A 25,146-nucleotide genomic window follows, 5' to 3' on the forward strand; every position below is an offset into this window, starting at 1 on the left:
GGGACGGGAGTACGGGAAAGCGGGAATACGGGAAAGCGGGAATACGGGAATACGGGAATACGGGAATTCTGGGATTCGGGGGAACACGGGGAATGCGGGAGAGCGGGGGAAGGGGCCGGGTCTCGGTCGGGCTGCCGGTCAGGTGAGGGCGCGGGACATGGCGATCGCGTGCAGGAAGCGCATCAGGGTCATCAGCACGTCCTTGCTGGAGGCCCGGCGGCGCACGTCGCACTCGATGATCGGGATCTCCGGGCCCAGGTCGAGCGCGGTACGCAGTTCCTCGACGGGGTAATGGGGGGCGTCGGGGAAGGTGTTGACGGCTACGACGAAGGGCACGCCGCCCTCCTCCAGCCGGCCCATGACGTCGAAGCTGACTTCCAGGCGCCGGGTGTCGACCAGGACGACCGCGCCCAGCGCGCCTTCGAACAGGCCGTTCCACAGGAACCAGAAGCGTTCCTGGCCGGGGGTGCCGAACAGGTAGAGCACCAGTTTCTCGGTGATGCTGATGCGGCCGAAGTCCATGGCCACGGTGGTGGCCGTCTTGGAGTCGGAGCCGTAGTCGTCGTCGACGCCGATGCCGGCCTGGGTCATGGTCTCCTCGGTGGTCAGCGGTCTGATCTCGCTGACCGAACCGACCATGGTGGTCTTGCCGACGCCGAAGCCGCCCACGATCACGATCTTCACCGCGGCCTGCGCCGTGTGCGGCAGGTGGTCCTCGGTACGTGGTCCGGGGAGGGTGTCAGAGCCGTTGAAGTCCATGCATCACCGCTTCGAGGAGGGAACGGTCGGGGAGCGCCTGGCGGACGACGGGGGCGTGCGCCTGCACCAGTTCGGCCGTGATCAGCTCGGTGAGCAGGACGGTCATCGTGCTGAACGGCAGTCGGAGGTAGGCCGACAGCTCCGCCACGGAGAGCGGGGCCTGGCAGAGCCGGAGCACCGCCGCCTGCTCCGGGGTGGCGGAGACCGGTGGCGCGCAGCGCGCCATGATCAGGGTCACCAGGTCGAGTTCGGCGCGGCCGCCCTCGCCGGATCCGGTGACGGAGTACAGCCGTTCCGGGATGGTGCCCGGTCCGCGGCCGGCCGCCGCCGCGGTCTGCGCCGCCTCGGCCGACGGGGGCTGCGGCAGCTCGTACGGCGGTGGGGGCTGGTGCGGTGCCGGAGGCTCCGGGGCCGGCGGAGGCTGCGGCCGGCGCCGCGTGCGTCGTGGAGGGGTCATACGGACTGCCCGTTCCGCCGGGGCGGACTGGTGAGATGGCCGCCGATCCGGACGACGAGGTCGCGCATCATGCCGCTCATCCGCCCCGGCTCGCACGTCACGTCCGAGAGCACGGCGAGGAAGGCGCCGGGGCCGGCGTTCATCAGGTAGAAGTAGCCGCCCTCGATCTCGAAGACGACGGTCTTCATGTCGCCGGCGCCGGGCAGCTCCTGGATGATGGCGCCGGCCAGGCTCTGTACGCCGGCGCAGGCGGCGGCCACCCGGTCGGCGGCGTCGGGGTCGCCGCCGTAGCGGGCGATGCGCAGTCCGTCGGCGGAGAGCACCACGATCATCTCGATGCCCGGCACGCCGTCGTTCAGCTGCTTGAGCATCCAGTCCAGGTTGCCTCGCTGCTGGATCACTTGAGGTCCCCCTCGTCGTCGGCCTCGGTGGCGCCTCCGGCGGAGTCGGCCGAATCGTTGAGCAGATGCAGGTACTTGGTGGGGTGGAGCGTGAAGTCGGTCAGTTCGTGGGTGGGGGTGTCCGGCGGCATGCCCTTGCGCAGGCCGTTCCAGAAGTCCTCCATCCACATGCCCGGCGGCCGTTCCCGGAGCTTCTTGATCTCGGGGTCCATCTCGGGCTCGGGTTCCGGTTCCGGCTTCCGCTGGGTCCAGACGGAGGGCCGGCCCTCGCGTTCGGCGCGTTCGATGGCGGCCTTCTCGGCGTACCGCTGGCTGAGCGGGGTCTTCATCCGGCTGCGGCGCTGCGGCAGGCCGCCCGCGGTCCATTCGGTGACCTCGGGGACGTCGTCCTCCAGCGAGAGGCCGGCGGGGATCTTGGGGCTGGTGGGGCGGCGCTTCTTGGCCGGGCGCTTGGGACCCTCGACGGCGTCCGCCGTGGGGATCTGGGCGGCGGCGGCGCCGATGCCATGGGCCTGCACGGCGCCGACACCGGGCTCGGTGGTCGTCATGACGCGCGGGACGACGAGGATGGCGCGGACGCCGCCGTACGCGGAGGCGCGCAGCGAGACCTCCATGTCGAAGCGCTTGCACAGGCGGCCGACGACGGCGAGGCCGAGGCGCGGGTTCTCGCCGAGGTTGTGCGCGTCCTCGCCGTTCTTGGCGTCCTCGATCATCCGCTCGATGCGGGCGCGGGACTCCTCGCTGAGGCTGACCCCGCAGTCCTCGATCTCGATGACGACGCCCGACTGCACCTCGACGGCGGTGACGTGCACCTTGGTCGTGGGCGGCGAGTAGCGGGTGGCGTTGTCGAGGAGTTCGGCGGCGGCGTGGATGATCGGCTCGACCGAGGTGCCCTTGATGTTGATGTTGACGATCGAGGCGAGGTTGATGCGGCGGTACTCCAGGATGCGCGACATCGCGCCGCGCAGCACGCTGTAGAGGGAGACCGGCTGGGGCCACTGGCGGCCGGGCCGCCCGCCGCCGAGGACGGAGATGGTGTCGGCGAGCCGGCCGATCAGCGAGGTGCCGTGGTCGATGCGCAGCAGGTCGTCGAAGACCTCCGGGTTGCGGCCGTGGTCCTCCTCCATCTCGCGGAGTTCCTGGGCCTGCTGGTGGACGATGGCCTGGACGCGGCGGGCGACGCTCACGAAGGAGCGCTCGGTGGCGTCGCGCATCGAGATCTCCTGGTCGGCGCCGCGCAGCGCGACGCGCACCAGTTCGCGGTAGCTCTCGGGCAGGCCGCGCAGGGAGGGGTCGGCGTCGAAGACGTCGCGTACGGCGTTGCGGAGCACCTGGCCGCGGCGCAGCCGGTAGAAGCCGTTGGGCAGGATCTCGGTGGCGAAGCGCTCCATCAGCGCGTCGTGCGCGGCGAGCCGCTGCTCCAGATACGCCGCGTGACGGGTGTGTTCGGCCTGTGCCTCGCGGAGCAGACGGCCGCGGCGGACGGCCTCCCCGGCCGTACCGAGGACCAGCAGCACCGCCAGCGCTCCGCACACGCCGACGGCGAGCCGGGCCGGGGGCGGTACCAGGGCGACGGCGGTCCCGGCTGCCGCGGCCATCACTATGGCCGGCGGCAACAGCACACGCGCATAGGGCCGTTCACGGCGACCGGGAGGCTTCTGAACACTCACCATGGATGCCTTCTGAGACGAATCGGCTGGGTGTCGGGGGAGCTTTCGGGGGGAAGGTTCAGGTAACTGTCGGGATCTACTGCACTTTTGGGAACAGGCGCGCGAATTGCCTCAACTCGGTGCGCCGCGGGCGAGCTTAGTCCGACCGGATCATCGCCGTGTCATATTCGGCAAGCACCTGAAATCGCCCCACAGGAGGAGTAGCCTCGACTCCTTTTGCACAGCACGCTTCCGTTCGCACACCGTGCGTGACGGGAAACGGGCGTACGAATGTCACTCACCGTGAAGAGTGAAACGGCGGCCGAGGGCGCATCCCCGCGCCCTCGGCCGCCGTTCCCTTCGCCGTGACCGCCATCGCGGTCACGCGCCGGACGTCAGGTCATCCCACCGACGAGTAGGCGACGACACCCCGCAGCAACTGGTCGACCGCCTTGCGCGCGGCCTTGGCGACGGTCGAGCCCTCAGCGGGGGCCGCCGCCGAGATCTGCCCCAGCACGTCGATGACCTGCTTGCACCAGCGCACGAAGTCACCGGCCGGCATCTCCGCCTCGCGCAGCACCTCGTCGAGCGCCGTGCCGGACGCCCACATGTACGCGGCCCAGGCGAACCCGAGATCCGGCTCCCGCTGCCCGACACCCTCGGTCTGGTTGATCCGGAAATCCTCCTCCAGTCCGTCGAGCCGGCCCCAGATCCGGACCATCTCGCCGAGCGCCGCCTTGGCCTTGCCGGAGGGCAGCTTGGGCGCCATGGCGTCGTCGCCGACCCGTGCCTCGTACACCAGGGCCGAGACACAGGCCGCCAGTTCGGCCGGGGAGAGTCCCTCCCAGACCCGCTCGCGCAGGCACTCGCTGGCCAGCAGGTCCAGTTCGCCGTACAGCCGCGCGAGCCGCTTGCCGTGCTCGGTGACCTCGTCCCCGCGCAGGTAGTCCAGCTCGGTCAGCAGTGCCACGATCCGGTCGAAGGTCCGCGCGATCGTGTTGGTACGGCCCTCGATGCGCCGCTCCAGCTGCGAGGTGTCACGCAGCAGCCGGTGGTAGCGCTCGGCCCAGCGGGCGTGGTCCTCGCGGTCGTTGCAGCCGTGGCACGGGTGGGCCCGGATCGCGGTGCGCAGCCGGGCGATCTCGCGGTCGTCGGCGGCCTGGGACCGCTTCTTGCGCGCCCGCTCCGGCGGGATGTGCCCGGCCTTGGTGCGCAGCGCGGACGCGAGGTCCCGGCGGGACTGCGGCGAGCGCGGGTTGAAGGACTTCGGGATCCGCATCCGGTCCAGTGGCTCGACCGGCACCGGGAAGTCCATCGACGCCAGCCGCTTGACCTGCCGTTCGGCGGTCAGCACCAGCGGGCGCGGCCCGTCGTGGTGGTCGAAGCCGCGGTGCCCGTTGGACCGGCCGGCGGGCAGCCCCGGGTCCAGCACCAGGGCGAGGCCCGCGTACTTGCCGGTGGGCACGTGGATGACGTCGCCGGGCTTGAGCTTCTCCAGGGCGACGGCGGCCTCGGCACGGCGCTCGTTGGCGCCCTGCCGGGCCAGCTCGGTCTCCCGGTCCTTCAGCTCCCGGCGCAGCCGCGCGTACTCCTCGAAGTCGCCGAGGTGGCAGGTCATCGAGGCCTGGTAGCCGGCCAGCCCCTCCTCGTTGCGCTGCACCTGGCGGGAGATGCCGACGACCGACTTGTCGGCCTGGAACTGCGCGAAGGAGGTCTCCAGCAGCTCGCGCGAGCGGTGCCGGCCGAACTGCTCGACCAGGTTGACGGCCATGTTGTACGACGGCTTGAAGCTGGAGCGCAGCGGGTAGGTGCGGGTGCCCGCCAGGCCGGCGAGGTGCTCGGGGCTCATGCCGCGCTGCCACAGCACGACCGCGTGGCCCTCGACGTCGATGCCGCGGCGGCCGGCGCGACCGGTCAGCTGGGTGTACTCGCCGGGCGTGATGTCGGCGTGCTGCTCGCCGTTCCACTTGACGAGCTTCTCCAGCACCACCGAGCGGGCGGGCATGTTGATGCCGAGCGCGAGGGTCTCGGTGGCGAACACGGCCTTGACCAGGCCGCGGACGAACAGCTCCTCCACGACCTCCTTGAAGGTCGGCAGCATGCCCGCGTGGTGGGCGGCGATGCCCCGCTCCAGGCCCTCCAGCCATTCGTAGTACCCCAGGACGTGCAGGTCCTCGGGGGCGATGTGGGCGGTGCGCTCCTCGACCAGGGCACGGACCCGGTCCCGCGCCTCCTCGTCGTTGAGCCTGAGACCCGCGTACAGGCACTGCTGGACGGCGGCCTCGCAGGCGGCGCGGCTGAAGATGAAGGTGATGGCCGGGAGCAGGCCCTCGGCGTCGAGACGCTCGATGACCTCCGGCCGGCCCGGGGTCCACACGCGCGAGCGCTGTCGGCGCTCGCGCTCCCGGTCGGCCTCGCGCATGGCCCGGCCGCGCCTGCGGTCCTGGTACGACGGTCTCGTCGCCTCCATGCGGGCGAGGCGGACCAGGTCGGGGTTGACGGCCTTCTTGTGGCCCTCGCCCTCCTCGAACAGGTCGTACATCCGGCGTCCGGCGAGCACGTGCTGGAACAGCGGGACGGGCCGGTGCTCGGAGACGATCACCTCGGTGTCGCCGCGGACGGTGTCCAGCCAGTCACCGAACTCCTCGGCGTTGGAGACGGTGGCGGAGAGCGAGACCAGGGTCACCGACTCCGGCAGGTGGATGATCACCTCCTCCCAGACGGCGCCGCGGAACCGGTCGGAGAGGTAGTGCACCTCGTCCATGACCACGTAGCCGAGGCCGAGGAGGGTCTGCGAGCCGGCGTAGAGCATGTTCCGCAGCACCTCGGTGGTCATCACGACCACCGGGGCGTCGGAGTTCACGCTGTTGTCGCCGGTGAGCAGGCCGACCTTCGCCGTGCCGTAGCGGCGGCACAGGTCGGCGTACTTCTGGTTCGACAGCGCCTTGATGGGTGTCGTGTAGAAGCACTTCTTGCCCTGCTGCAGGGCGAGGTGGACGGCGAACTCGCCGACGATCGTCTTGCCCGAGCCGGTGGGGGCGGCCACCAGAACGCCCTTTCCCGCTTCGAGCGCCTGGCAGGCCTCGATCTGGAAGGGGTCGAGGCCGAAGTCGTACATCTCGCGGAAGGAGGCGAGTGCGGTGGCCTGCTCGGCTGCCCGCCTGCGGGCTGCCGCGTACCGCTCGGCCGGTGAGAGGTCCTCTGTCATCGTACTTTCGAGCGTACCGGGCCCCACTGACAACAGGACGATCATTATCCGGATCGTCGACCGTGCGCGGGGCCGCGCCACGGGCTCGGAAGGACGGACGCCCCCGCACCTGTCGGGTGCGGGGGCATCGCGTACGGCGGTTCGGTGACAGGTCAGGTCACGTCGTCGTAGCCGTTGACCCGGTCGGTGCCCGCCTGCTCGGGCAGGGCCCGGGCGGCCGGGACGGGCTCGATGTCGCCGATGTCCTCGGGGGTGAGGTCCAGCTCGGAGGCCTCGTCGTCGCCGGGACCGCCGGCGTCGCGGCGGGCTCGGCGCCGGTCGTTGAGCAGCGCGATGGCCACGGCCACGAAGTAGAGTCCCCAGATCGGTGCCGCGAGCGCCAGCATCGTCATCGGGTCCGGGCTGGGCGTGGCCACGGCCGCGAAGACGGTGATGCCGATGACCATGCCGCGCCACCAGCCCAGCATGCGCCGCCCGGACAGGACGCCGGTGAGGTTGAGCATGACCAGCAGCAACGGCATCTCGAAGGCGAGACCGAAGACGACGATCATGCGGGTGACCAGGTCCAGCAGGTCGTCCAGCGGCAGCAGGTTCTCGGCACCGGACGGCGTGAGGTCGATCATCACCCGCGCCGTCGTGGGCAACACGTTGAACGCGAGGTAGCCGCCGCCGAGGAAGAGGGGGAAACCGAAACCGACGAACGCGTAGGCGTACTTCTTCTCGTTGCGGTGCAGGCCCGGCGCGACGAACGCCCACAGCTGGTACAGCCAGACCGGCGACGCCAGCACGACACCGGCCATCAGGGCGACCTTCAGGGCCAGGGTGAACGGCGCCAGCAGGCCACTGACGGTGATGTGCGCGCAGTGGGCGTTCTTGGCCTGGGCCAGTTCCCCGAAGGACTGGTGGCAGCCGATCTCGTCGAGCATCGGCCGCGTGATGACATCGATGATGTCCCTGTAGAAGAAGGCCGCGACGATCGTGACGGCAAGGATCGCCAGGACACCCTTCGCGAGCCGGTTGCGCAGCTCACGCAAGTGATCCGCGAGCGGCATCCGCCCCTCGGGATCCCTCTCCTTCTTGCGGGCAGACTTGAGCAACCCACATCCTCATCTCGTACAGCGGACCGGACGCTCCCGGTCCTCGCGTCAGCGCTGGGTCGTGTCCGTCGGCTCGTTGACCGGGCGGGAGCTGGTCACGTCGCCGGGCGCGGCCTGGATCGTACGCTGAGCGGAAGTGGGCTCCTCGGCGGACGGGGCGGTGCCGGTGGGCTGCTTGCCGTCCTCCTTCATCGCCTTCGCCTCGCTCTTCAGAATGCGGGCGGACTTGCCGAGCGAGCGCGCCATGTCCGGCAACTTCTTGGAGCCGAACACGAGGAGGATCACCACAACGAGGATCAGCAGGTGCCACGGCTCGAGTCCGTTGCGGAACATAAATCTTCACCTTCTCATCGAGGCGGGTATGTCCGACAGGTCGGACAGTCATCCGAAACGTCAACCTGGCTGCGATCGTAACGCCTGGGGGTGAACGCCGAACCACCCCGGGACGTACTCCCGCTCCGCGGACCGCGCCTCGTCACCGGGCCGCGACCAGCAGCGTACCTGGCCGCACGGGCAAGGTGACAGGGCGAAGTGACGCAAAGCGCTTGTCCCGTCGGACCCACGGGCCCCGCTCGGCGTGGCTCACAGGGCGTCCACGGCGCGGGCCGCGCCCACGGCCGCCCGCTCCAGGTCCTCGGCGGCCCGGTTGATACGGCGCGCGGAGTCCTCCACCTGCTGCCCCAAGCGCCGCGCCTCCAGGAACACCCGCACGGCGAGCACCCCCAGGACGGCGAGACCCAGGAAACCCACGGCTACCGCGAACATCGGCCAGAACATGACGTCGAGACTAGACCGTCCGCCGCCGCGGGACGCAGCCGGCTACACCGCGGAGTGCAGCCTGAGGGTCCGCACGCCGCCGCCGGTGAGCAGCTCGACGATCCGCTCCCCGGCGGGTTTGCGGACCGCGGCGCCGCAGTCGGGGCAGGTGAAGGAGTAGAACGTGGTCCGGCTGCTGCCGCCGATGGCGAGGCGCAGGGCGCTCGCGGCCAGCTCGAAGCGGCCCCGGCAGTCGGGGCAGCCGGCCCGGAACACCACCGGGACCGCTCCGCGCATCCCGGCGAAGGCGGTCGCCACCGTCATCTCCTGCGGACGCTCGCTCACAGGCCTCGCTCCTCTTCTCTGGTCCGCCGGGCGCGCTGCCGAGAGCGCCGTGTGGTGCCGTCGCGCGTCCGCGGTGCCGTGGCCGCCGGTCGCGCCCGCGCGGCGGAGCCACCACGGCACCGCACCCGCTCGGGCACGCTCACCGCCCGGAGCGCGCCGGTTCCGCCGTGTCGTACGCCGCCAGTGCCTCCGCCGCCGCCCTGCGGGCGCTGTCGGCCAGCTCCGGCGGCGAGACGATCCGGCCGTCGCGGCCGAGCCGCAGGGCGAGCCGGCGCAGGGAGGCCGGGTCGGGGGTGCGCAGAGTGATACGCAGCCCGCCGTCGGGGAGCTCGTCGGCGCTGTCGTGGGGGTAGTACTCGGCGACCCAGCGGCCGCCGGGGCCGACCTCGACCACGACCTCCGGATCCTCGGCGGCCGGCTGCACCAGCCCCTCGGAGAGGTCGCGCAGTTCTATCTCCGGCGGGGCCGAGGGCTCGTCGAGGATGCGGATCTCGGCGACCCGGTCGAGCCGGAAGGTGCGCCGGGCCTCGGAGCGGCGGCACCAGGCCTCCACATAGGTGTGGCCGACGCTGACCAGCCGGATGGGGTCGATCTCCCGCTCGGTGACCTCGTCCCGGGCCGGGGAGTAGTAGCGGATCCACAGCCGTCGGCGCTCGGAGATCGCCCGGTCGACGTCGGCGAAGACACCGCCCTCCGACTCGAAGGTCACCGACAGGCGGGAGCTGGCCCCCGCGGCCTCGCCGGCCGCGGCCTCCACCTTGGCGGTGGCCCGCAGCAGCGCCTGCCGGTCGCCCTCCCGCAGGCCGGGCAGGGTCGAGACCGCGCGGGCGGCGACCAGCAGCGCGGTGGCCTCGTCGGCGGCGAGCCGGAGCGGTTCGGCCGCCTCCTCGCCGAGCGCGGCCGGGTTGTGCCACCAGATGCGCTCGCCGTCGGTGTCGATGTCCAGCAGGTCGCCGCCGCGGAAGCTGGTGCCGCACATGGGCAGCAGGTCGAGGTCGGCGACCAGCTCGTCCTCGGTGATGCCGAAGGCGCGCGCGACGTCGGCGATCCGGGCGCCGGGGCGCTCCCTGAGATAGGTCACCAGGGAGAGCATCCGCCGGGTCTGGTCGATGGCGTTGACGGTTCTGGCCGGTTTGCCTGCCACGGTTCCGCTCCCCCTTCAGCCCTTGGCCACGGCACGCAGCCGGTCCACCACGTCGGCCCGCAGCTCGGCCGGCTCCAGGACCACCACGTCCGGCCCGAACTCCACCAGCCAGGCATCCAGGCCGTGCCCGTACGGAATCTCCAACTCGTCCCAGCCGTCCCCGAGTTCCCGGACCTCGACGGCTTTCGCCCGAAGGGGGTAACCGGCGCCGGAACGCAGCCGGATCAGCGCCGAGCGGTCGGCTATCTCGCCGGCCCAGCTCGCGACGGTCTCCCGCACGGTGACGACGTCGGGCACGGGCGCGGTGAAGCCCGTACCCCGGGAGCGGACCTTGCCGGTGATCCGGGAGAGCCGGAAGACGCGCTCGGCGCCCCGGTCGCGGTCGAAGCCGGCCAGGTACCAGTGGCCGCGCCAGCACTCCAGCGCCCACGGCTCGACGTGCCGGGGCTCGGGGTGGGCGGCGGAGGCCTTGCGGTACTCGAAGACGACGGGGCGGCGGTCGCGGCAGGCCAGCATCAGCGGCTCGAAAGCGGCCTCGTGCACCGGGATGCGCGGCTCCAGCGCGCCGTGCGCCTCGTACGGGTCGACGTCCTCCGGGAGCCCCGCGGCGCGCAGCTTCTGCAGGGCCCCGCTGGCGGCCCCGGCCAGCCGGGCCTGCTGCCAGACCTTGGCGGCCAGGCCCAGGGCGGCGGCCTCCTCGGCGTCCAGGGTGATGGGGGGAAGGCGGTTGCTGTCGCGGCGGGCGAGGTAGCCGACCTCGCCCTCGATGTTCTCGACGGTGGCGATGACCAGGCCCAGCTCGCGCAGGTCGTCCTTGTCCCGCTCGAACATGCGGTTGAAGGAGTCGTCGCTGCCCGCTTCCAGATAGGCCTCGATCGACTCCCGCAGCTCGCGCTTGCTGAGCGGCCGGCGGGTGCCGAGCAGACACAGCGCGAGGTTCATCAGCCGCTCGGCCTTGGCAATGGCCATCGACGCCCTTCGCCTTCCCTATGGTGCTTCTGACCGATGACCGTACCGCTCCGCGGCGCCGTGACAAAAGCCGAGGGCCCATGCCCGAACAGGCATGGGCCCCAGGTGATCGGATCCGGTCGCATCCGGCCGGTCGATCAGGCGTGGATCACACGCCGAGCAGGTCCACCACGAAGATGAGCGTCTCGCCCGGCTTGATCGCCGGGGTCGGGCTCTGGTTGCCGTAGGCGAGGTGGGCGGGGATGGTCAGCTGGCGGCGGCCGCCGACCTTCATGCCCTGCACGCCCTGGTCCCAGCCCTTGATGACCCGGCCCCCGCCCAGCGGGAAGCGGAACGGCGTGCCGCGGTTCCAGCTGGCGTCGAACTCCTCACCAGTGCTGAAGGCGACACCCACGTAGTGGACGGTGACGTTCTGACCGGCCTGCGCGACCGGGCCGTCGCCCTCCCAGATGTCCTTGATCTCAAGGTCCGCCGGAGGCTCGCCGCCCGGGAAGTCGATCTCGGGCTTCTCGATGCTCACGTCAAAAGCTCCTTGTGTACGACACGAAACGCCGACAGTCTTTCATCCCCGCCGCCCTCCCGCCCGCCCGGGCGGCCCCGGAGCGCTACATCGCCGCGAGGATGTCCACCGTGAACACCAGGGTGGAGCCCTTCTTGATCACCCCGCCGGCCGGCGGCTTGTCCCCGTACCCCAGCTCCGGCGGGACCACGATCAGCACCCGGCTGCCCACCTTCTTGCCGGTCAGCCCCTGGGCGAGCCCCTTGACCGCCTGCTGCATCTGCTCCAGCCCGAACTGGCTCAGCCGGCCCGAGCCGTACGTCCGCTGGAAGGTCTTGCCACCGTCCCAGACGAGGCCCTGGAACTGGCACAGCACCGCCTGGTCGCCCTTCAGCTCCGGGCCGTCACCCTCCAGCACGTACTGCGACACGAGCTTCTTCGGCGGGTCCGTCCTCGGCACGGTGACCTTCGGCACCTGCCCGTCGGTGTTGGTGCCCACCTTCGGCAGCGCGGCGTCGTCCTGCGCGACCGCCTTGCCCTTGGCGGAGCTCCTGGAGTTGAACGACTCGATCAGGTCGATGACGAAGACCAGCGTGTCGGTGCCCTTGATGCCCGCCTGCGCGTTGCCCTCCTTGCCGTAGCCCAGCTGCGGCGGGACGGCGATCTCGACACGGCTGCCGGTCTTCTTGCCCGCGAGCGCGTACCGCCAGCCGTCGATGACGCTGCCCTGCGCCAGCTGGATCACGATCGGGCGCTTGCGGTCGTAGGAGTTGTCGAAGACCTTCCCCGTGCTCCAGATCGCACCGAGGTAGTCGGCCTTCACGAAGTCGTTCTCCGCGACCGCACGGCCACCGCCCGCGATCAGCGTCTTCACCGCGAGATCCTTCGACGGCTCCCCCGACCCCTTGGCCAGGGTGGGCTTCTCGCCGAACCTGGTCCCCGCCGTGACCGCCGGCAGCGGCCCGTCCACGATCTTCGGCGGCGGCGCGGAGGACGCCGAGGCCGACGGCGAGGCGCCGGTCCTGCTGGAGTCGGACGTGTCGTCACCGCACCCGGCGACTGTGACCAGTCCTGCGGGTACGGCGGCCAGGAGGAGTGAGCGTCGGCGCACGGAAGAGCCTCGTAATCGGTCGGTCTTTCGGATGGCGTGCGCGCAACTCTACGACCTGAGAAGGGCGCCGTACGGGAAACGTACGGCGCCCGTGTGGCGTTCCGGCACCTGCGCGGCCCCGGCGCCCGGCTCCCGGCCGGCGGCTCTACATTCCGGCGATCAGCTTCTCCACCCGGTCGTCCACCGAACGGAACGGGTCCTTGCACAACACGGTGCGCTGCGCCTGGTCGTTGAGCTTGAGGTGCACCCAGTCGACCGTGAAGTCCCTGCGCTGCTCCTGCGCCCGCCGGATGAAGTCGCCGCGCAGCCGGGCCCGAGTGGTCTGCGGCGGGACCGACTTGCCCTCGAAGATCTTCAAGTCGTTGCAGATCCGGGCCGCCTGGCCCTTCCTCTCCAGCAGGTAGTACAGGCCGCGACGGCGGTGGATGTCGTGGTAGGCGAGGTCTATCTGGGCGACCCGCGGATGCGACATCGTCATGTTGTGCTTGGCCCGGTACCGCTCGATGAGCTTGTACTTCATGACCCAGTCGATCTCGGTCTCGATGCGGTCGAGTTCCTCGTTCTCGATCGCCTCCAGCGTGCGGCCCCACAGGTCCAGCACCTTCGCGACCGTACCGGTGCGGATGCCCCGGCGGTCGCAGAAGTCCAGCGCCTTGTCGAAGTACTCGCGCTGCACCTCCAGCGCCGAGGCCTCCCGGCCGCTGGCGAGGCGCACCTTGCGCCGGCCCGTGATGTCGTGGCTGACCTCGCGGATCGCCCGGATCGGGTTCTCCAGCGTCAGGTCACGCATCACCGTGCCCGCCTCGATCATGCGCAGCACCAGGTCGGTGGCACCGACCTTGAGCAGCATCGTCGTCTCCGACATGTTCGAGTCACCGACGATCACGTGCAGCCGGCGGTACCGCTCCGCGTCCGCGTGCGGCTCGTCACGCGTGTTGATGATCGGACGGGATCGCGTCGTCGCCGAGGAGACGCCCTCCCAGATGTGCTCCGCGCGCTGGCTCACGCAGTACACGGCACCGCGCGGAGTCTGCAGCACCTTCCCGGCACCGCACAGCAGCTGCCGGGTGACCAGGAAGGGGATGAGAATGTCCGCGAGCCGGGAGAACTCCCCGTGCCGCGCCACCAGGTAGTTCTCGTGGCAACCGTACGAGTTGCCCGCCGAGTCGGTGTTGTTCTTGAAGAGGTAGACGTCGCCCGCGATTCCCTCCTCGTGCAGGCGTCGTTCCGCGTCCACCAGGAGACCTTCGAGAATGCGCTCGCCGGCCTTGTCGTGGGTGACCAGTTCGGTCACGTTGTCACACTCGGGTGTCGCGTATTCCGGATGTGAGCCCACGTCGAGATACAGCCGGGCGCCGTTCCGCAGAAAGACATTGCTGCTGCGGCCCCATGACACGACACGGCGGAAGAGGTACCGCGCCACCTCGTCAGGAGACAGGCGCCGCTGTCCCCTGAACGTGCACGTGACGCCGTACTCGTTCTCCAGCCCGAAAATGCGGCGGTCCATGAGGGAACATTACGCCCGATCCCCCGACCTGAAACGGGGTTCGGCGGCACGATTTGGATCATTTTCCGATGAAGCCGCAACAACCCCGCCCCTCGCGGGAGCTGCGAGGACCCGTCCGGTGGCCAGCAGGACCAGCAGCGACACCGCCCCCGCCGCACCCGGCAGCGCGAAACCCCACAGCGCGCCACCGGCCTGGACCACCGGCCCGGCCAGGCCCGTTCCCACCGACGCGCCGACCGTGAACGTCGTCACCAGCCAGGAGAACGCCTCGGTGACCGTCCCGCTCGGCGCGTGCCGGTCCACGATGATGAACGCACAGGCGATGCACGGCGCCAGGAACACACCCGAGACCACGCTCAGCAACACCATGGCCACAGCACCCGGCATCAGCATCAGCGGCAGATAACACACCGCCAGAAGAGCCGTCAGCACCCTCAGTCGCCGCTCCGGAGCACCCGCCCACTCCCGCGCACCGTAGACCGTGCCACCGGCCAGCGCCCCGAGCCCCAGCCCCGCCATCAGCCACCCGTACACCGCGTCACCACCGTGCCCGTCCGCGTACGACACCGACGCCACCGTGATGGAACCCAGCGCGATCCCCACGAACAGGAACGCCGCCAGCAGCGCCAGCAGCCCCGGCGACCGCAGCGCGCCCAGCCAGTGCGCCTCCCGCGGAGCCGACCGCCACGCACGCGACGGCGGCGACACCACCACCGACAACGCGCCCAGCACACCCAGCAGGTTCAGCACCAGCAGGGCCGCGCGCTCGTCCCACACCGACACGCACAGCGTCACCAGCAGGGGGCCGACGGTGAACATCACCTCCTGCGCGATCGCGTCCATGGCGTACGCCGTGTGCACCTGCTCCTCCCGGGCCAGCACCGACGGCCACAGCGCCCGCAGACCGCCCTCCAGCGGCGGCGTGGCCAGCCCGGCCACCGCCACCGCGGCACAGGCCGGGGGCAGCGGATCGGTGCCGCCGAACGCGAACAGCGTCATCGCCAGCGCCGCGACCACCGCGGCGGGCAGCTGCACCCGCGGCTGGCCGTACAGGTCCACCAGCCGGCCCAGCACCGGCTGGCCCACCGCGTTCGCCACCCCGTACACGGCGGCGAGAGCGCCCGCCAGGCCGTACGTACCGCCCTGGGCCCGCACGAACAGCACCAGGGCGATCGCGGCCGTCGCGTTGGGCAGCCGGCCCACCAGGGTCCCCGTCAGCAGCCGCAGGGCGTGCCTCGCCCGCAGGATCTCCAGGTACCCCGTCGCCATGTCCGGCCTCCCGTGTCTCGCCCGGGACGCCGCGACGGCCCGAAGTGTTACGTATAACGTCCCTCTTCATACGTACCATGTGCGCTGTCACACGTCCAGACGACCGGGAGAGAGTCGTGGCCCGCAGCAGCACCCGCCCGACCAGCCGGGACGTCGCCCACGCGGCCGGCGTCTCCCAGGCCGCCGTCTCCCTCGTCCTCGGCGACAAGTGGCGCGGCCGGGTCTCCGAGACCACCGCCGAACGCGTCCGCGAGGCCGCCCGCGAACTCGGCTACCGGCCCAACCTCGCCGCCCGCAACCTCCGCCTCGGCCACACCCGCACCGTCCTCCTCGTCGTCCCCGCCCTCACCACCGAATTCTTCGCCGGCGTCTACACCGGCGCCGCCCGCGTCGCCGCCCGGCACGGCTTCGGCGTCGTCCTCTACCCCTCCCCCGAGGGCATCGGCCCCGCCCGCGACCCCTTCGCCTCCGCACAGGCCGCCCTCGACGGCGTCATCGCCTCCTCCATGGCCGCCGACGCCCTCACCGCCATCCGCGGCGACCAGCTCCCCCTCGTCATGCTCGACAGCGACCCCACCGGCAGCCTCGGCGCCGCCACCGTCAACCTCGACATCGCCGACGGCGTCCGCCAGGTCGCCGACCACCTCCTCGGCCTCGGCCACCGCCGCCTCCTCCACCTCGCCGCCGACGTCCCCTCCTGGACCTTCGACATCCGCGCCAGAGAACTCGCCGCCCGCACCGCCACCGTCCCCGGCACCGAGATCCGCACCGCCCGCGCCCCCATCTCCATAGACGGCGCCCGCACCGCCACCGAGACCGCGCTCACCGCCCCCGGCCCCCGCCCGACCGCCATCGTCTGCGACGACGACAAACTCGCCGCCGGCGCCTACAAGGCCCTCCGCCGCCTCGGCCTCCGCGTCCCCGACGACATGTCGGTCACCGGCCTCGACGACCTCGCCCTCGCCACCGCCATCGACCCCGAACTGACGACCGTACGACTCGACGCCGAAGCCTTCGGGGAACGCGGCATGCAGGCCCTCCTCGCCGTCCTGGACGGCGGCGAACCCGAGAGCGGCGACATCCCCGTCGAACTCGTCGTACGAGGCTCCACGGCGCCACCGCACCCCGCCGGATAAGCCGAGTGCCCCGACCGGATCACCGGCCGGGGCACTCGCACACGTGGGCGAGCAGGATCACTCCTCCTCGGAACCGCCCTCCTCCGAGGTCTCCGCCTCCGTGCTCGCACCGTCCGCCGCCAGCAGACGGGCCAGCTGACGCCCCACGATCCGCTTGAACTTCCGCTTCTGCGGACGCGTACGGTCCAGCACCGCCACCTCCAGGCGCTCCGCCGGAATCTCCCGCTCACTGCCGTTGGTGTCCCGCGACAGCGCCTGGACCGCCAGCTTCAGGGCCTCCGCCAGCGACATCCCGTCACGGTGACGCTGATCGAGGAAACCGCTGATCTGCTCGGCGTTGCCGCCCACCGCGACCGAACCGTGCTCGTCCACGATCGACCCGTCATGCGGCAGCCGATAGATCTGGTCACCCTCCGGGGTCTCCCCCACCTCGGCGACCACCAGCTCCACCTCGTACGGCTTCTCGGCCGCCGACGAGAAGATCGTGCCCAGCGTCTGCGCGTACACGTTCGCCAGACCCCGGGCCGTCACATCATCCCGGTCATAGGTGTAACCCCGCAGGTCGGCGTAGCGCACACCGCCGATCCGCAGGTTCTCGTACTCGTTGTACTTGCCGGCCGCCGCGAAACCGATCCGGTCGTAGATCTCGCTGAACTTGTGCAGCGCGCGGGACGGGTTCTCGCCGACGAACACGATGCCGTCGGCATACTGCAGCACGACCAGGCTGCGGCCACGGGCGATGCCCTTGCGGGCATACTCCGCCCGGTCGGCCATCGCCTGCTGGGGTGAGACATAGAACGGCGTCGACACCGGTTATCCGTCCCTTTCTGTCATGGTCACTGGATCACCTTGAAAAGAACCGGGCCCGCACTCAGAGCAGCGCGGCCTTCGGACCGTCCGGCTCCTCCAGACGCTTCTGGAGCACCGCACGGGACAACTCCGACGCCTCGTCCTCCGTGAGCCGGCGGAAACCGTCCTCGGTGATCACCGTGATGATCGGGTAGATCCGGCGGGCGACATCGGGACCACCGGTCGCCGAGTCGTCGTCAGCCGCGTCGTACAGAGCCTGCACCACCAGCGTGGTCGCCTGCTCCTCGCTCAGGTCGTCACGGAACAGCTTCTTCATCGCACCCCGCGCGAAGATCGAGCCCGAACCCGTCGCCGCGTAGTTGTGCTCCTCCGAACGGCCACCCGTCACGTCGTACGAGAAGATGCGTCCCCGCTCACGGTCCACGTCGTACCCCGCGAACAGGGGCACCACGGCCAGGCCCTGCATGGCCATGCCGAGATTGGAACGGATCATCGTCGACAGCCGGTTCGCCTTGCCCTCCAGCGACAGCTGCGCACCCTCGACCTTCTCGAAGTGCTCCAGCTCCAGCTGGAAGAGCTTCACCATCTCCACGGCGAGACCGGCCGTGCCGGCGATACCCACCGCCGAGTACTCGTCCGCCGGGAACACCTTCTCGATGTCCCGCTGGGCGATGACGTTGCCCATCGTCGCCCTGCGGTCACCGGCGAGCACCACGCCCCCCGGGAACGTCACGGCGACGATCGTGGTCCCGTGCGGCGCCTCGATCACCCCCTGCGTGGGCGGCAGCTGCCGCTTGCCGGGCAGCAGCTCCGGCTGGTGCTCGGCGAGGAAGTCCATGAAGGAGGAGGACCCTGGCGTCAGGAAGGCAGCTGGTAGACGCCCGGTGCCACGAGAGTTGGCTTCCACGAGATTCCTTCCACGTAAGCAGCAGCCCGCCTGATGACGTCGGGCTGATCCCTGAACTGCCCCAGTGCGGCGTTGCAGCTGAAGCACAGTACGCCACGGACCCTACCCGTCTCATGGCAGTGATCCACATGCGCCGGCAGAGCGCTCAGACAGATACAGCAGACGCCCCCTTGGGAGGCGATCAACTCGTCACGCCCGGCTCTGGTGAGGCCGTAGGTGCGCCTCAGGTGGTCCTCCCGCCCGAGCGCCGCCCGGCACGCCTTGCAACGCGTCGACAGCCCGTCGGAAGCCGACGCGTTGCGATGCCATTCGCCGTGCGGCTTGACCTCGCCGCACGTCCGGCAGAGCTTGTACCCGGCCGGGACGTCCACCTTCTCCCGGACCGGCTTCCCCATGGCCTCCCGGCGGCGCCGGTAGTGCGCGGCGCTGTACTCCGCCACGCACTCCCGGCAGTGCACCTGGAGGCCGTCACGCCGATTCCTGTCCTTGGCGAAGGAGGCGAGGGGCAGCTCGCGCCCGCACTTCCTGCATTCCTTCGCGTTCGGCTCCTCAGCCACCCGGTTCCCCCGCGTCCTTCACTTCGAAGGCGAGGCGACCATGTCGCCTTTACTGTCCGCCTTTTTGCACGAAGGACCGAACGAAATCCTCGGCGTTCTCCTCGAGTACGTCGTCGATCTCGTCCAGCACCGAGTCCACGTCGTCGCTCAGCTTCTCGTGCCGTTCCTTGAGGTCCTCCGAGGCCTGCGCGTCCTGCGCCTGCTCCTCGACCTCTTCGGTGGACCGGGTGGCCTTCTGCTGACCGCCGCCGGTGTCCTTGGTTGCCATAACCCTCACCCCGCTCAGTTCGCCTGCCGATCGGTGATGATCAGACCCTATAGGCCGGGTCCGACATCGGCCCCGCAGTTTCCACAACGTGCGGGGGCCACCTCGATGATTCCCGGGCGGTGGGGTTTCCACCCTGTCCGCCCGGGGCGGTACGAGTACCCGCTGATCGTGCTCAGCCGCCGGACAGGACCCTGACCAGGTCTTCCGCCGTTCGGCAGCGGTCCAGCAGCTCCTTGACGTGATTTCGCGTTCCGCGTAGCGGTTCCAGGGTTGGAACACGCTGCAGCGAATCCCGGCCCGGGAGGTCGAAGATCACCGAGTCCCAGCTCGCGGCCGCGACGTCGTCGGCGTACTGCTCCAGGCAGCGGCCGCGGAAGTAGGCACGCGTGTCCTCCGGCGGCTTCGTACGGGCCTCGTCGACCTCGGACTCGTCCAGGAGGCGCTTCATGCGTCCACGGGCCGCCAGGCGGTTGTAGAGGCCCTTCTCGGCGCGTACGTCGGCGTACTGGAGGTCGACCAGGTGGAGCCGGGCGGCGTCCCAGTCGAGGTCGTCGCGGCGGCGGTAGCCCTCCATGAGTTCTCGTTTGGCGACCCAGTCGAGTTCGCCGGCGAGGCTCATGGGGTCGTTCTCCAGCCGGGTGAGGGTGTCCTCCCAGCGGCTGAGGACGTCCTTGGTCTGGTCGTCGGCGTCGGCGCCGAAGCGTTCCTCGACGTACTTGCGGGACAGCTCGTAGTACTCCATCTGGAGCTGGACGGCGGTGAGCGTGCGGCCGCTGCGGAGGGTGACCAGGCGCTTGAGCGAGGGGTCGTGGGAGACCTGGTGGAGGGTGCGTACGGGCTGGTCGACGGCGAGGTCCACGGCGATGAAGCCGTCCTCGATCATGGAGAGGACCAGGGCGGTCGTGCCGAGCTTGAGGTACGTGGAGATCTCGGAGAGGTTGGCGTCGCCGATGATCACGTGGAGGCGGCGGTACTTCTCCGCGTCGGCGTGGGGTTCGTCGCGGGTGTTGATGATGGGGCGCTTGAGGGTGGTTTCGAGGCCTACCTCGACTTCGAAGTAGTCGGCGCGCTGGCTGAGCTGGAAGCCGTGTTCGTGTCCGTCCTGGCCGATGCCGACGCGGCCGGCTCCGGCGAAGACCTGGCGGGAGACGAAGAACGGGGTCAGGTGGCGCACGATGTCGGAGAAGGGGGTTTCCCGCTTCATGAGGTAGTTCTCGTGGGTGCCGTAGCTGGCGCCCTTGTTGTCGGTGTTGTTCTTGTAGAGGTGGATGGGCTGGGCGCCGGGGAGCTGTGCGGCTCGTTCGGCGGCTTCGGCCATGATGCGTTCGCCGGCCTTGTCCCAGAGGACGGCGTCGCGGGGGTTGGTGACCTCCGGGGCGCTGTATTCGGGGTGGGCGTGGTCGACGTAGAGGCGTGCGCCGTTGGTGAGGATCACGTTGGCGAGGCCGATGTCCTCGTCGGTGAGCTGGCTGGAGTCGGCGGCTTCCCGGGCGAGGTCGAAGCCTCGTGCGTCCCGTAGGGGGTTTTCCTCCTCGAAGTCCCAGCGGGCCCGGCGGGCCCGGTGCATCGCCGCCGCGTAGGCGTTGACGATCTGGGATGAGGTGAGCATCGCGTTGGCGTTGGGGTGGCCGGGGACGGAGATCCCGTACTCCGTCTCGATGCCCATTACTCGCCGTACGGTCATGCGGCCCTCCTTGCCCGGCGGCACCCTCGGTGATGGGCGCCGCTCGCGTCCCGCTGGCGCTCCGGTGGGTGTGCGGTGCCCGTGCCCGCACTGCGCGACTCGGCGGTAGGAACGAGCCTAGAACGCCTTTGCGCTGGTGGGGAGATCATTTGCGTCATTGGCTGCTCCGGTCGTGGCCTGGAAAGCACGCGGCTGCGGGTACCCGTGGTGGGCACCCGCAGCCGCCCTGCTTTTACAGGTACTGACCGGTGTTCGCCACCGTGTCGATGGAGCGTCCGGTGTCTGCGCCCTGCTTTCCGGTGATGAGGGTGCGGATGTAGACGATCCGCTCGCCCTTCTTTCCGGAGATCCGGGCCCAGTCGTCCGGGTTGGTGGTGTTGGGGAGGTCCTCGTTCTCCTTGAACTCGTCCACGCAGGCCTGGAGGAGGTGGGAGACGCGGAGGCCCTTCTGGCTCTTTTCGAGGAAGTCCTTGATCGCCATCTTCTTGGCGCGGCCGACGATGTTCTCGATCATGGCGCCGGAGTTGAAGTCCTTGAAGTAGAGGACTTCCTTGTCTCCGTTGGCGTAGGTGACTTCCAGGAAGCGGTTCTCCTCGGATTCGGCGTACATGTGCTCGACCGCCGTCTGGATCATGCTCTGGACGGTGGTGGCCTTGTCGCCGCCGTGTTCGGTGAGGTCGTCGGCGTGGAGCGGGAGGCGCTCGGTGAGGTACTTGCCGAAGATGTCCTTGGCGGCTTCGGCGTCGGGGCGCTCGATCTTGATCTTCACGTCGAGGCGGCCGGGGCGCAGGATGGCCGGGTCGATCATGTCCTCGCGGTTGGAGGCGCCGATGACGACCACGTTCTGCAGGCCTTCGACGCCGTCGATCTCGGCGAGGAGCTGCGGGACGATGGTGTTCTCGACGTCGGAGCTGACGCCGGAGCCGCGGGTGCGGAAGAGGGACTCCATCTCGTCGAAGAAGACGATGACGGGGGTGCCCTCGCTGGCCTTCTCGCGGGCACGCTGGAAGACGAGGCGGATCTGCCGCTCGGTCTCGCCGACGTACTTGTTGAGCAGCTCGGGGCCCTTGATGTTGAGGAAGAAGCTCTTGCCGGCGGCCTGGCCGGTGACCTCGGCGACCTTCTTGGCGAGTGAGTTCGCGACGGCCTTGGCGATGAGGGTCTTGCCGCAGCCGGGGGGGCCGTAGAGCAGGACGCCCTTGGGCGGGCGCAGCTCGTGCTCCTTGAAGAGGTCGGGGTAGAGGTAGGGCAGCTCGACGGCGTCGCGGATGGCTTCGATCTGGTTGCCGAGGCCGCCGATCTGCTCGTAGCCGATGTCGGGGACTTCTTCGAGGACGAGTTCCTCGACCTCGCTCTTGGGGACGACCTCGTAGACGTAGCCGGAGCGGGGTTCGAGGAGGAGGGCGTCGCCGGCGCGGATGGTGGTGCCGAGCAGCGGCTCGGCGAGGCGGACGACGCGTTCCTCGTCGGTGTGGCCCAGCACGAGGGCGCGCTCGCCGTCCTCGAGGATCTCCTTGAGGGTGACGATGTCGCCGACGCTCTCGAACTCCATGGCTTCGACCACGTTGAGCGCTTCGTTGAGCATGACTTCCTGGCCGCGCCGCAGGTCGTCGAGGTCGACGCTGGGGCTGACGTTCACGCGGAGTTTGCGGCCTCCGGTGAAGATGTCCGCGGTGCCGTCCTCGTTGGCCTGCAGGAAGACACCGAAGCCGGCCGGCGGCTGAGCGAGTCGGTCGACCTCCTCCTTGAGGGCCACGATCTGGTCGCGGGCCTCGCGGAGGGTGTTGGCCAGTCGTTCGTTCTGGGCGGACACGCCGGCCAGGTTGGTCTGCAGCTCGACGATCCGCTCTTCGAGAATCCTCGTGTGGCGCGGAGAGTCGGCGAGCTTGCGGCGCAGGACGGCGATCTCCTGCTCAAGGTAGGCAATCTGCCCGGCCGGGTCGTCGGACCCTCGTCCCGGGCGGATGCCGCGGTTCATGTCGTCGTCGTGGGCTGCCACGGTCCTCACCTCCTCCAAGGGGAGCTGGACGTTTCCAGACCCTACCTGGGTGGGTGTCGATTGAAACCCCTAGATCACAAAGACTGTCAAGGTGTGTCGTCGGTCACCCGGTGCGCACTCCCTCGCACGGAGGGGATACCCACTCAACGTGATGGGAAAGCAGGTTGTTCCATGCATGGCGCGGTCGAATCCCTCCGTGGCTGGCCGGAGTTGTCCACGGTGGCCGGTGGGCCGGTGCGCGGGCAGCACTCAGGCCGCTCGTACGATCATCACGCAGAGCGACGGTACCGGCGGGCGGGGTCACCACAGGGGTGGCCTGAAGTGTTCGGTGCGGCCGCCGGGGGGCCGGTGTCCCGGTCCGGCGCTGGTACCCGAGCGGGCGGGGCCGGAAACCCCGGGCCGGTGCGGCGGGGCCGTTGGGCGGGCGGAGGTAGGGTCGGGGGTGTTCAACAGCCGCTGGAGCGGACCCGGCTGGCCCTCGGGGTGCCGGGTCGGTCCGGCGAACCGAGGGCAGGAGAGATGACCGTGCAGCAGGAGGCCGCGGGCGGCGAGGCGCTGGAGGTCTGGATCGACCAGGATCTGTGTACCGGCGACGGGATCTGCGCCCAGTACGCGCCGGAGGTGTTCGAGCTGGACATCGACGGACTGGCCTATGTGAAGGGTGCGGACGAGGAGCTGCTGCAGGCTCCGGGGGCGTCGGTGCCGGTGCCGCTGCCGCTGCTGGCGGACGTGGTGGACTCGGCGAGGGAGTGTCCCGGCGAGTGCATCCATGTGCGCCGGGTTCTGGACAGGGTCGAGGTGTACGGGCCCGACGCGGAGTGAGTCCGGTTCAGACGCTGTGGGCCCCGGCCGGGGTGGTGCGCAGGAAGGCCTTGCCGTTCCAGCGCCACTTGGCCGGGGTTTTCACGTCGGGGCAGCAACTGGGCACGGTGTCCGAGGAGTAACCGAGCAGGGTGGCGGAGACGGCCCGTGCGCGGAGGGTGAAGTCGGTGACCGTGAGCCGTTCCCCGGGTGCGACGAGGGTGGCGACGACGCGGGGGGTGGCGTCGTCCGCGGCGCGGGTGAGGACGTAGACGCCGTCGGGTGGGGTGCCCATGGGGGCGTCGCAGTGGACGACGGCGACGGTTTCCGGCCTGCCGTCGCCGTCCAGGTCTCCGCCGGCCTTCTTGACGACGACGGCTTTGACGGGTCCGCAGTCCAGGGGGAACTTCACGCCCGTCGTGCTGGGCGGGGCGGCGGCCGCGGCGGCGGTCCTGCCGGTGCCGGGGGCGGGCTGGGCGGCGGTGGCCGATCCGGGCTGGACGACGGAGGAGAGGGCGACGACGCCCGCGACGGCTGTGGCGGTGGCGACCCAGTGGATGGGCCGGGTCCGGGTGTGGGCCAGTTCCGGGACGGCGGGTTGCTGCACGAGGAGTGTCTCCTGTGAGGGCTGTGCCGGTGGGATGGGCTGCATGGTGCCACACGTCACAGTGCGGGGGAACGGCGGGGTCCGGGATTCCCGCAGGCGAGAGGCCCGCGCGCGTGGGGGCGGGGCGGCGGCGGGCGGCGCCTACACGGGCGGCGGTGCCGGGTGTCGGAGCTGGTGCTGGTGCCGTGTCAACGGAGCGGCGCCGTGGCGGGGTTCCCGTGGGTGGGTGGGAACTCGGCCACGGCGCCCTTGCGTTGTCCGTGCGGGGGGCCGGTCAGCGGCCGGTGCCGCCGTCGGCGTTGGGTCCGGCGTAGTCCTCGCCGTAGGCGCCCTTGGCGGGGCGGCGGCGGCGCATGGGCGGCTCGACGCCGTCCGCGAGGCGGCGGGCGGTGAGCAGGAAGCCGGTGTGGCCGATCATCCGGTGGTCGGGGCGGACGGCCAGGCCCTCGATGTGCCAGTTGCGGATCATGGTCTCCCAGGCGGTCGGCTCGTTGAAGCAGCCGATCTCCCGGATGGATTCCACGGTCCGGGCGAGCTGGGTGGTGGTGGCGACGTAGCAGCACAGGATGCCGCCGGGGACGAGCGCCTTGGAGACGGCCTCCAGGCATTCCCAGGGGGCGAGCATGTCGAGGATGACGCGGTCGACGTCGGCGTCGGACAGGTTGTCCTGGAGGTCGCCGACGGTGAGCTGCCAGGCGGGGTGCGGGCCGCCGAAGTAGCGCTCGACGTTCTGCCGGGCGATCTCGGCGAAGTCCTCGCGGCGCTCGTAGGAGTGCAGCATGCCCTGGTCGCCGATGGCCCGCAGCAGGAAGCTGCTGAGCGAGCCGGAGCCGACGCCGGCCTCCACGACGCGGGCGCCGGGGAAGATGTCGGCGAAGGCGAGGATCTGCCCCGCGTCCTTCGGGTAGACGACGGCTGCCCCGCGGGGCATGGACAGGACGTAGTCGGGGAGCAGGGGGCGCAGCGCGAGGTAGGCGACGTTGCCGGTGGTGCGGACAACGCTGCCCTCGGGAGCGCCGATCAGTTCGTCGTGCGGGAAGGAACCCTTGTGGGTGTGGAAGTTCTTCCCTGCTTCGAGCGTGAACGTGTAGTGGCGGCCCTTGGGGTCGGTCAGCTGTACCTGGTCCCCGACCTTGAAGGGCCCGCGACGGCGGGCGGCACCGGTCGGTTCGGACATGTGACCAGCCTACCGGTTCCCTGCCGGGG

The 25,146-nt window shown here is 70.3% G+C and carries 25 protein-coding genes; 2 read left to right on the forward strand and 23 right to left on the reverse strand.

Going from position 1 to position 25,146, the window contains the following annotated elements; translation table 11 throughout:
• Positions 1–138: 138 nt before the first annotated feature.
• The 15 genes from ACZ4VF_RS26255 to ACZ4VF_RS26325 all read right to left on the reverse strand — a co-directional run bounded on the left by ACZ4VF_RS26255 (position 139) and on the right by ACZ4VF_RS26325 (position 15,171).
• Positions 139–759: a GTP-binding protein gene (locus tag ACZ4VF_RS26255; RefSeq protein ID WP_467928952.1), complete on the reverse strand. Its 621-nt coding sequence runs from the start codon at positions 757–759 to the stop codon at positions 139–141.
• Positions 740–1,216, reverse strand: a complete 477-nt coding sequence (locus ACZ4VF_RS26260; protein ID WP_467928953.1) for a DUF742 domain-containing protein — start codon at positions 1,214–1,216, stop codon at positions 740–742. The genes ACZ4VF_RS26255 and ACZ4VF_RS26260 overlap by 20 nt, the downstream gene beginning before the upstream one ends.
• Positions 1,213–1,617: a roadblock/LC7 domain-containing protein gene (locus ACZ4VF_RS26265; protein WP_467928955.1), complete on the reverse strand. Its 405-nt coding sequence runs from the start codon at positions 1,615–1,617 to the stop codon at positions 1,213–1,215. Before ACZ4VF_RS26265 ends, ACZ4VF_RS26260 begins: the two co-directional genes overlap by 4 nt.
• Positions 1,614–3,290 (reverse strand): sensor histidine kinase, encoded by a 1,677-nt coding sequence (locus ACZ4VF_RS26270; protein WP_467928956.1) that lies wholly within the window; start codon positions 3,288–3,290, stop codon positions 1,614–1,616. Before ACZ4VF_RS26270 ends, ACZ4VF_RS26265 begins: the two co-directional genes overlap by 4 nt.
• Positions 3,291–3,666: 376 nt before the next feature.
• Positions 3,667–6,519, reverse strand: a complete 2,853-nt coding sequence (locus ACZ4VF_RS26275; protein WP_467928957.1) for a DEAD/DEAH box helicase — start codon at positions 6,517–6,519, stop codon at positions 3,667–3,669.
• Positions 6,520–6,626: 107 nt separating this feature from the next.
• Complete coding sequence (tatC, locus tag ACZ4VF_RS26280; protein ID WP_467928959.1) at positions 6,627–7,571, reverse strand: twin-arginine translocase subunit TatC; 945 nt, start codon at positions 7,569–7,571, stop codon at positions 6,627–6,629.
• A gap of 48 nt (positions 7,572–7,619) precedes the next feature.
• Positions 7,620–7,904 carry a Sec-independent protein translocase subunit TatA gene (gene tatA / locus ACZ4VF_RS26285; protein ID WP_467928960.1) on the reverse strand — a complete coding sequence of 95 codons (285 nt, stop codon included), beginning with the start codon at positions 7,902–7,904 and terminating at the stop codon, positions 7,620–7,622.
• 249 nt (positions 7,905–8,153) lie between these two features.
• Positions 8,154–8,348 (reverse strand): hypothetical protein, encoded by a 195-nt coding sequence (locus tag ACZ4VF_RS26290; RefSeq protein ID WP_467928961.1) that lies wholly within the window; start codon positions 8,346–8,348, stop codon positions 8,154–8,156.
• Between the two features lie 42 nt (positions 8,349–8,390).
• Positions 8,391–8,651 carry a hypothetical protein gene (locus tag ACZ4VF_RS26295; RefSeq protein WP_467929178.1) on the reverse strand — a complete coding sequence of 87 codons (261 nt, stop codon included), beginning with the start codon at positions 8,649–8,651 and terminating at the stop codon, positions 8,391–8,393.
• Between the two features lie 160 nt (positions 8,652–8,811).
• Complete coding sequence (locus ACZ4VF_RS26300; protein WP_467928962.1) at positions 8,812–9,816, reverse strand: helix-turn-helix transcriptional regulator; 1,005 nt, start codon at positions 9,814–9,816, stop codon at positions 8,812–8,814.
• Between the two features lie 15 nt (positions 9,817–9,831).
• Positions 9,832–10,785, reverse strand: coding sequence for a helix-turn-helix transcriptional regulator (locus tag ACZ4VF_RS26305; protein ID WP_467928964.1), 954 nt, complete (start codon positions 10,783–10,785; stop codon positions 9,832–9,834).
• Positions 10,786–10,933: 148 nt separating this feature from the next.
• Positions 10,934–11,305 (reverse strand): FKBP-type peptidyl-prolyl cis-trans isomerase, encoded by a 372-nt coding sequence (locus ACZ4VF_RS26310; RefSeq protein WP_360745168.1) that lies wholly within the window; start codon positions 11,303–11,305, stop codon positions 10,934–10,936.
• Between the two features lie 85 nt (positions 11,306–11,390).
• Positions 11,391–12,395, reverse strand: a complete 1,005-nt coding sequence (locus ACZ4VF_RS26315) for an FKBP-type peptidyl-prolyl cis-trans isomerase (protein WP_467928965.1) — start codon at positions 12,393–12,395, stop codon at positions 11,391–11,393.
• Positions 12,396–12,540: 145 nt separating this feature from the next.
• On the reverse strand, positions 12,541–13,902 hold the full coding sequence (gene pafA, locus ACZ4VF_RS26320) for a Pup--protein ligase (protein ID WP_467928966.1): 1,362 nt from the start codon (positions 13,900–13,902) through the stop codon (positions 12,541–12,543).
• Between the two features lie 9 nt (positions 13,903–13,911).
• Positions 13,912–15,171, reverse strand: coding sequence for an MFS transporter (locus tag ACZ4VF_RS26325; RefSeq protein ID WP_467928969.1), 1,260 nt, complete (start codon positions 15,169–15,171; stop codon positions 13,912–13,914).
• Between the two features lie 116 nt (positions 15,172–15,287).
• On the opposite strand from ACZ4VF_RS26325, the gene ACZ4VF_RS26330 reads away from it, so the two are divergent.
• Positions 15,288–16,307, forward strand: coding sequence for a LacI family DNA-binding transcriptional regulator (locus ACZ4VF_RS26330; RefSeq protein WP_467928970.1), 1,020 nt, complete (start codon positions 15,288–15,290; stop codon positions 16,305–16,307).
• A 57-nt stretch (positions 16,308–16,364) separates the two neighbouring features.
• Here the strand turns inward: ACZ4VF_RS26330 and prcA are convergent, their stop codons facing one another.
• From prcA to arc, 6 genes are all read right to left on the reverse strand, one after another.
• On the reverse strand, positions 16,365–17,117 hold the full coding sequence (gene prcA / locus ACZ4VF_RS26335) for a proteasome subunit alpha (protein ID WP_467928971.1): 753 nt from the start codon (positions 17,115–17,117) through the stop codon (positions 16,365–16,367).
• Between the two features lie 61 nt (positions 17,118–17,178).
• Entirely contained in the window at positions 17,179–18,024 is an 846-nt protein-coding gene (gene prcB / locus ACZ4VF_RS26340; RefSeq protein WP_467928973.1) for a proteasome subunit beta, read from the reverse strand.
• Complete coding sequence (locus ACZ4VF_RS26345) at positions 17,976–18,581, reverse strand: endonuclease VII domain-containing protein (protein WP_467928974.1); 606 nt, start codon at positions 18,579–18,581, stop codon at positions 17,976–17,978. The genes prcB and ACZ4VF_RS26345 overlap by 49 nt, the downstream gene beginning before the upstream one ends.
• 49 nt (positions 18,582–18,630) lie before the next feature.
• Positions 18,631–18,849: a ubiquitin-like protein Pup gene (locus tag ACZ4VF_RS26350; RefSeq protein WP_030608326.1), complete on the reverse strand. Its 219-nt coding sequence runs from the start codon at positions 18,847–18,849 to the stop codon at positions 18,631–18,633.
• 172 nt (positions 18,850–19,021) lie between these two features.
• Positions 19,022–20,533 (reverse strand): depupylase/deamidase Dop, encoded by a 1,512-nt coding sequence (gene dop / locus ACZ4VF_RS26355; RefSeq protein WP_467928976.1) that lies wholly within the window; start codon positions 20,531–20,533, stop codon positions 19,022–19,024.
• A gap of 232 nt (positions 20,534–20,765) precedes the next feature.
• Positions 20,766–22,532 carry a proteasome ATPase gene (arc, locus tag ACZ4VF_RS26360; RefSeq protein WP_467928977.1) on the reverse strand — a complete coding sequence of 589 codons (1,767 nt, stop codon included), beginning with the start codon at positions 22,530–22,532 and terminating at the stop codon, positions 20,766–20,768.
• A gap of 519 nt (positions 22,533–23,051) precedes the next feature.
• Here arc and ACZ4VF_RS26365 point away from each other — a divergent pair.
• The gene (locus tag ACZ4VF_RS26365; RefSeq protein ID WP_467928978.1) at positions 23,052–23,354 is read left to right on the forward strand and encodes a ferredoxin; all 303 of its coding nucleotides are present in this window, start codon (positions 23,052–23,054) and stop codon (positions 23,352–23,354) included.
• Between the two features lie 7 nt (positions 23,355–23,361).
• Here ACZ4VF_RS26365 and ACZ4VF_RS26370 read toward each other — a convergent pair whose 3' ends face one another.
• Both ACZ4VF_RS26370 and ACZ4VF_RS26375 read right to left on the reverse strand, forming a co-directional pair.
• The gene (locus tag ACZ4VF_RS26370; RefSeq protein WP_467928980.1) at positions 23,362–23,940 is read right to left on the reverse strand and encodes a hypothetical protein; all 579 of its coding nucleotides are present in this window, start codon (positions 23,938–23,940) and stop codon (positions 23,362–23,364) included.
• Positions 23,941–24,214: 274 nt separating this feature from the next.
• Positions 24,215–25,117 carry a tRNA (adenine-N1)-methyltransferase gene (locus ACZ4VF_RS26375; protein ID WP_467928982.1) on the reverse strand — a complete coding sequence of 301 codons (903 nt, stop codon included), beginning with the start codon at positions 25,115–25,117 and terminating at the stop codon, positions 24,215–24,217.
• Positions 25,118–25,146: the final 29 nt, after the last annotated feature.

The organism is Streptomyces sp. NPDC029151 (genome assembly GCF_055564315.1).

What these genes read in the sequence shown, in the direction of transcription:
- ACZ4VF_RS26260 (WP_467928953.1), bottom strand. Translation starts at nt 1,216, where the DNA reads ATGACCCCTCCACGACGCACGCGGCGCCGGCCGCAGCCTCCGCCGGCC.
- ACZ4VF_RS26255 (WP_467928952.1), bottom strand. Translation starts at nt 759, where the DNA reads ATGGACTTCAACGGCTCTGACACCCTCCCCGGACCACGTACCGAGGAC.
- ACZ4VF_RS26275 (WP_467928957.1), bottom strand. Translation starts at nt 6,519, where the DNA reads ATGATCGTCCTGTTGTCAGTGGGGCCCGGTACGCTCGAAAGTACGATG.
- ACZ4VF_RS26290 (WP_467928961.1), bottom strand. Translation starts at nt 8,348, where the DNA reads ATGTTCTGGCCGATGTTCGCGGTAGCCGTGGGTTTCCTGGGTCTCGCC.
- ACZ4VF_RS26270 (WP_467928956.1), bottom strand. Translation starts at nt 3,290, where the DNA reads ATGGTGAGTGTTCAGAAGCCTCCCGGTCGCCGTGAACGGCCCTATGCG.
- pafA (WP_467928966.1), bottom strand. Translation starts at nt 13,902, where the DNA reads ATGGACCGCCGCATTTTCGGGCTGGAGAACGAGTACGGCGTCACGTGC.
- ACZ4VF_RS26375 (WP_467928982.1), bottom strand. Translation starts at nt 25,117, where the DNA reads ATGTCCGAACCGACCGGTGCCGCCCGCCGTCGCGGGCCCTTCAAGGTC.
- dop (WP_467928976.1), bottom strand. Translation starts at nt 20,533, where the DNA reads ATGACCGTACGGCGAGTAATGGGCATCGAGACGGAGTACGGGATCTCC.
- ACZ4VF_RS26350 (WP_030608326.1), bottom strand. Translation starts at nt 18,849, where the DNA reads ATGGCAACCAAGGACACCGGCGGCGGTCAGCAGAAGGCCACCCGGTCC.
- ACZ4VF_RS26365 (WP_467928978.1), top strand. Translation starts at nt 23,052, where the DNA reads ATGACCGTGCAGCAGGAGGCCGCGGGCGGCGAGGCGCTGGAGGTCTGG.
- ACZ4VF_RS26305 (WP_467928964.1), bottom strand. Translation starts at nt 10,785, where the DNA reads ATGGCCATTGCCAAGGCCGAGCGGCTGATGAACCTCGCGCTGTGTCTG.
- tatA (WP_467928960.1), bottom strand. Translation starts at nt 7,904, where the DNA reads ATGTTCCGCAACGGACTCGAGCCGTGGCACCTGCTGATCCTCGTTGTG.
- ACZ4VF_RS26295 (WP_467929178.1), bottom strand. Translation starts at nt 8,651, where the DNA reads ATGACGGTGGCGACCGCCTTCGCCGGGATGCGCGGAGCGGTCCCGGTG.
- ACZ4VF_RS26325 (WP_467928969.1), bottom strand. Translation starts at nt 15,171, where the DNA reads ATGGCGACGGGGTACCTGGAGATCCTGCGGGCGAGGCACGCCCTGCGG.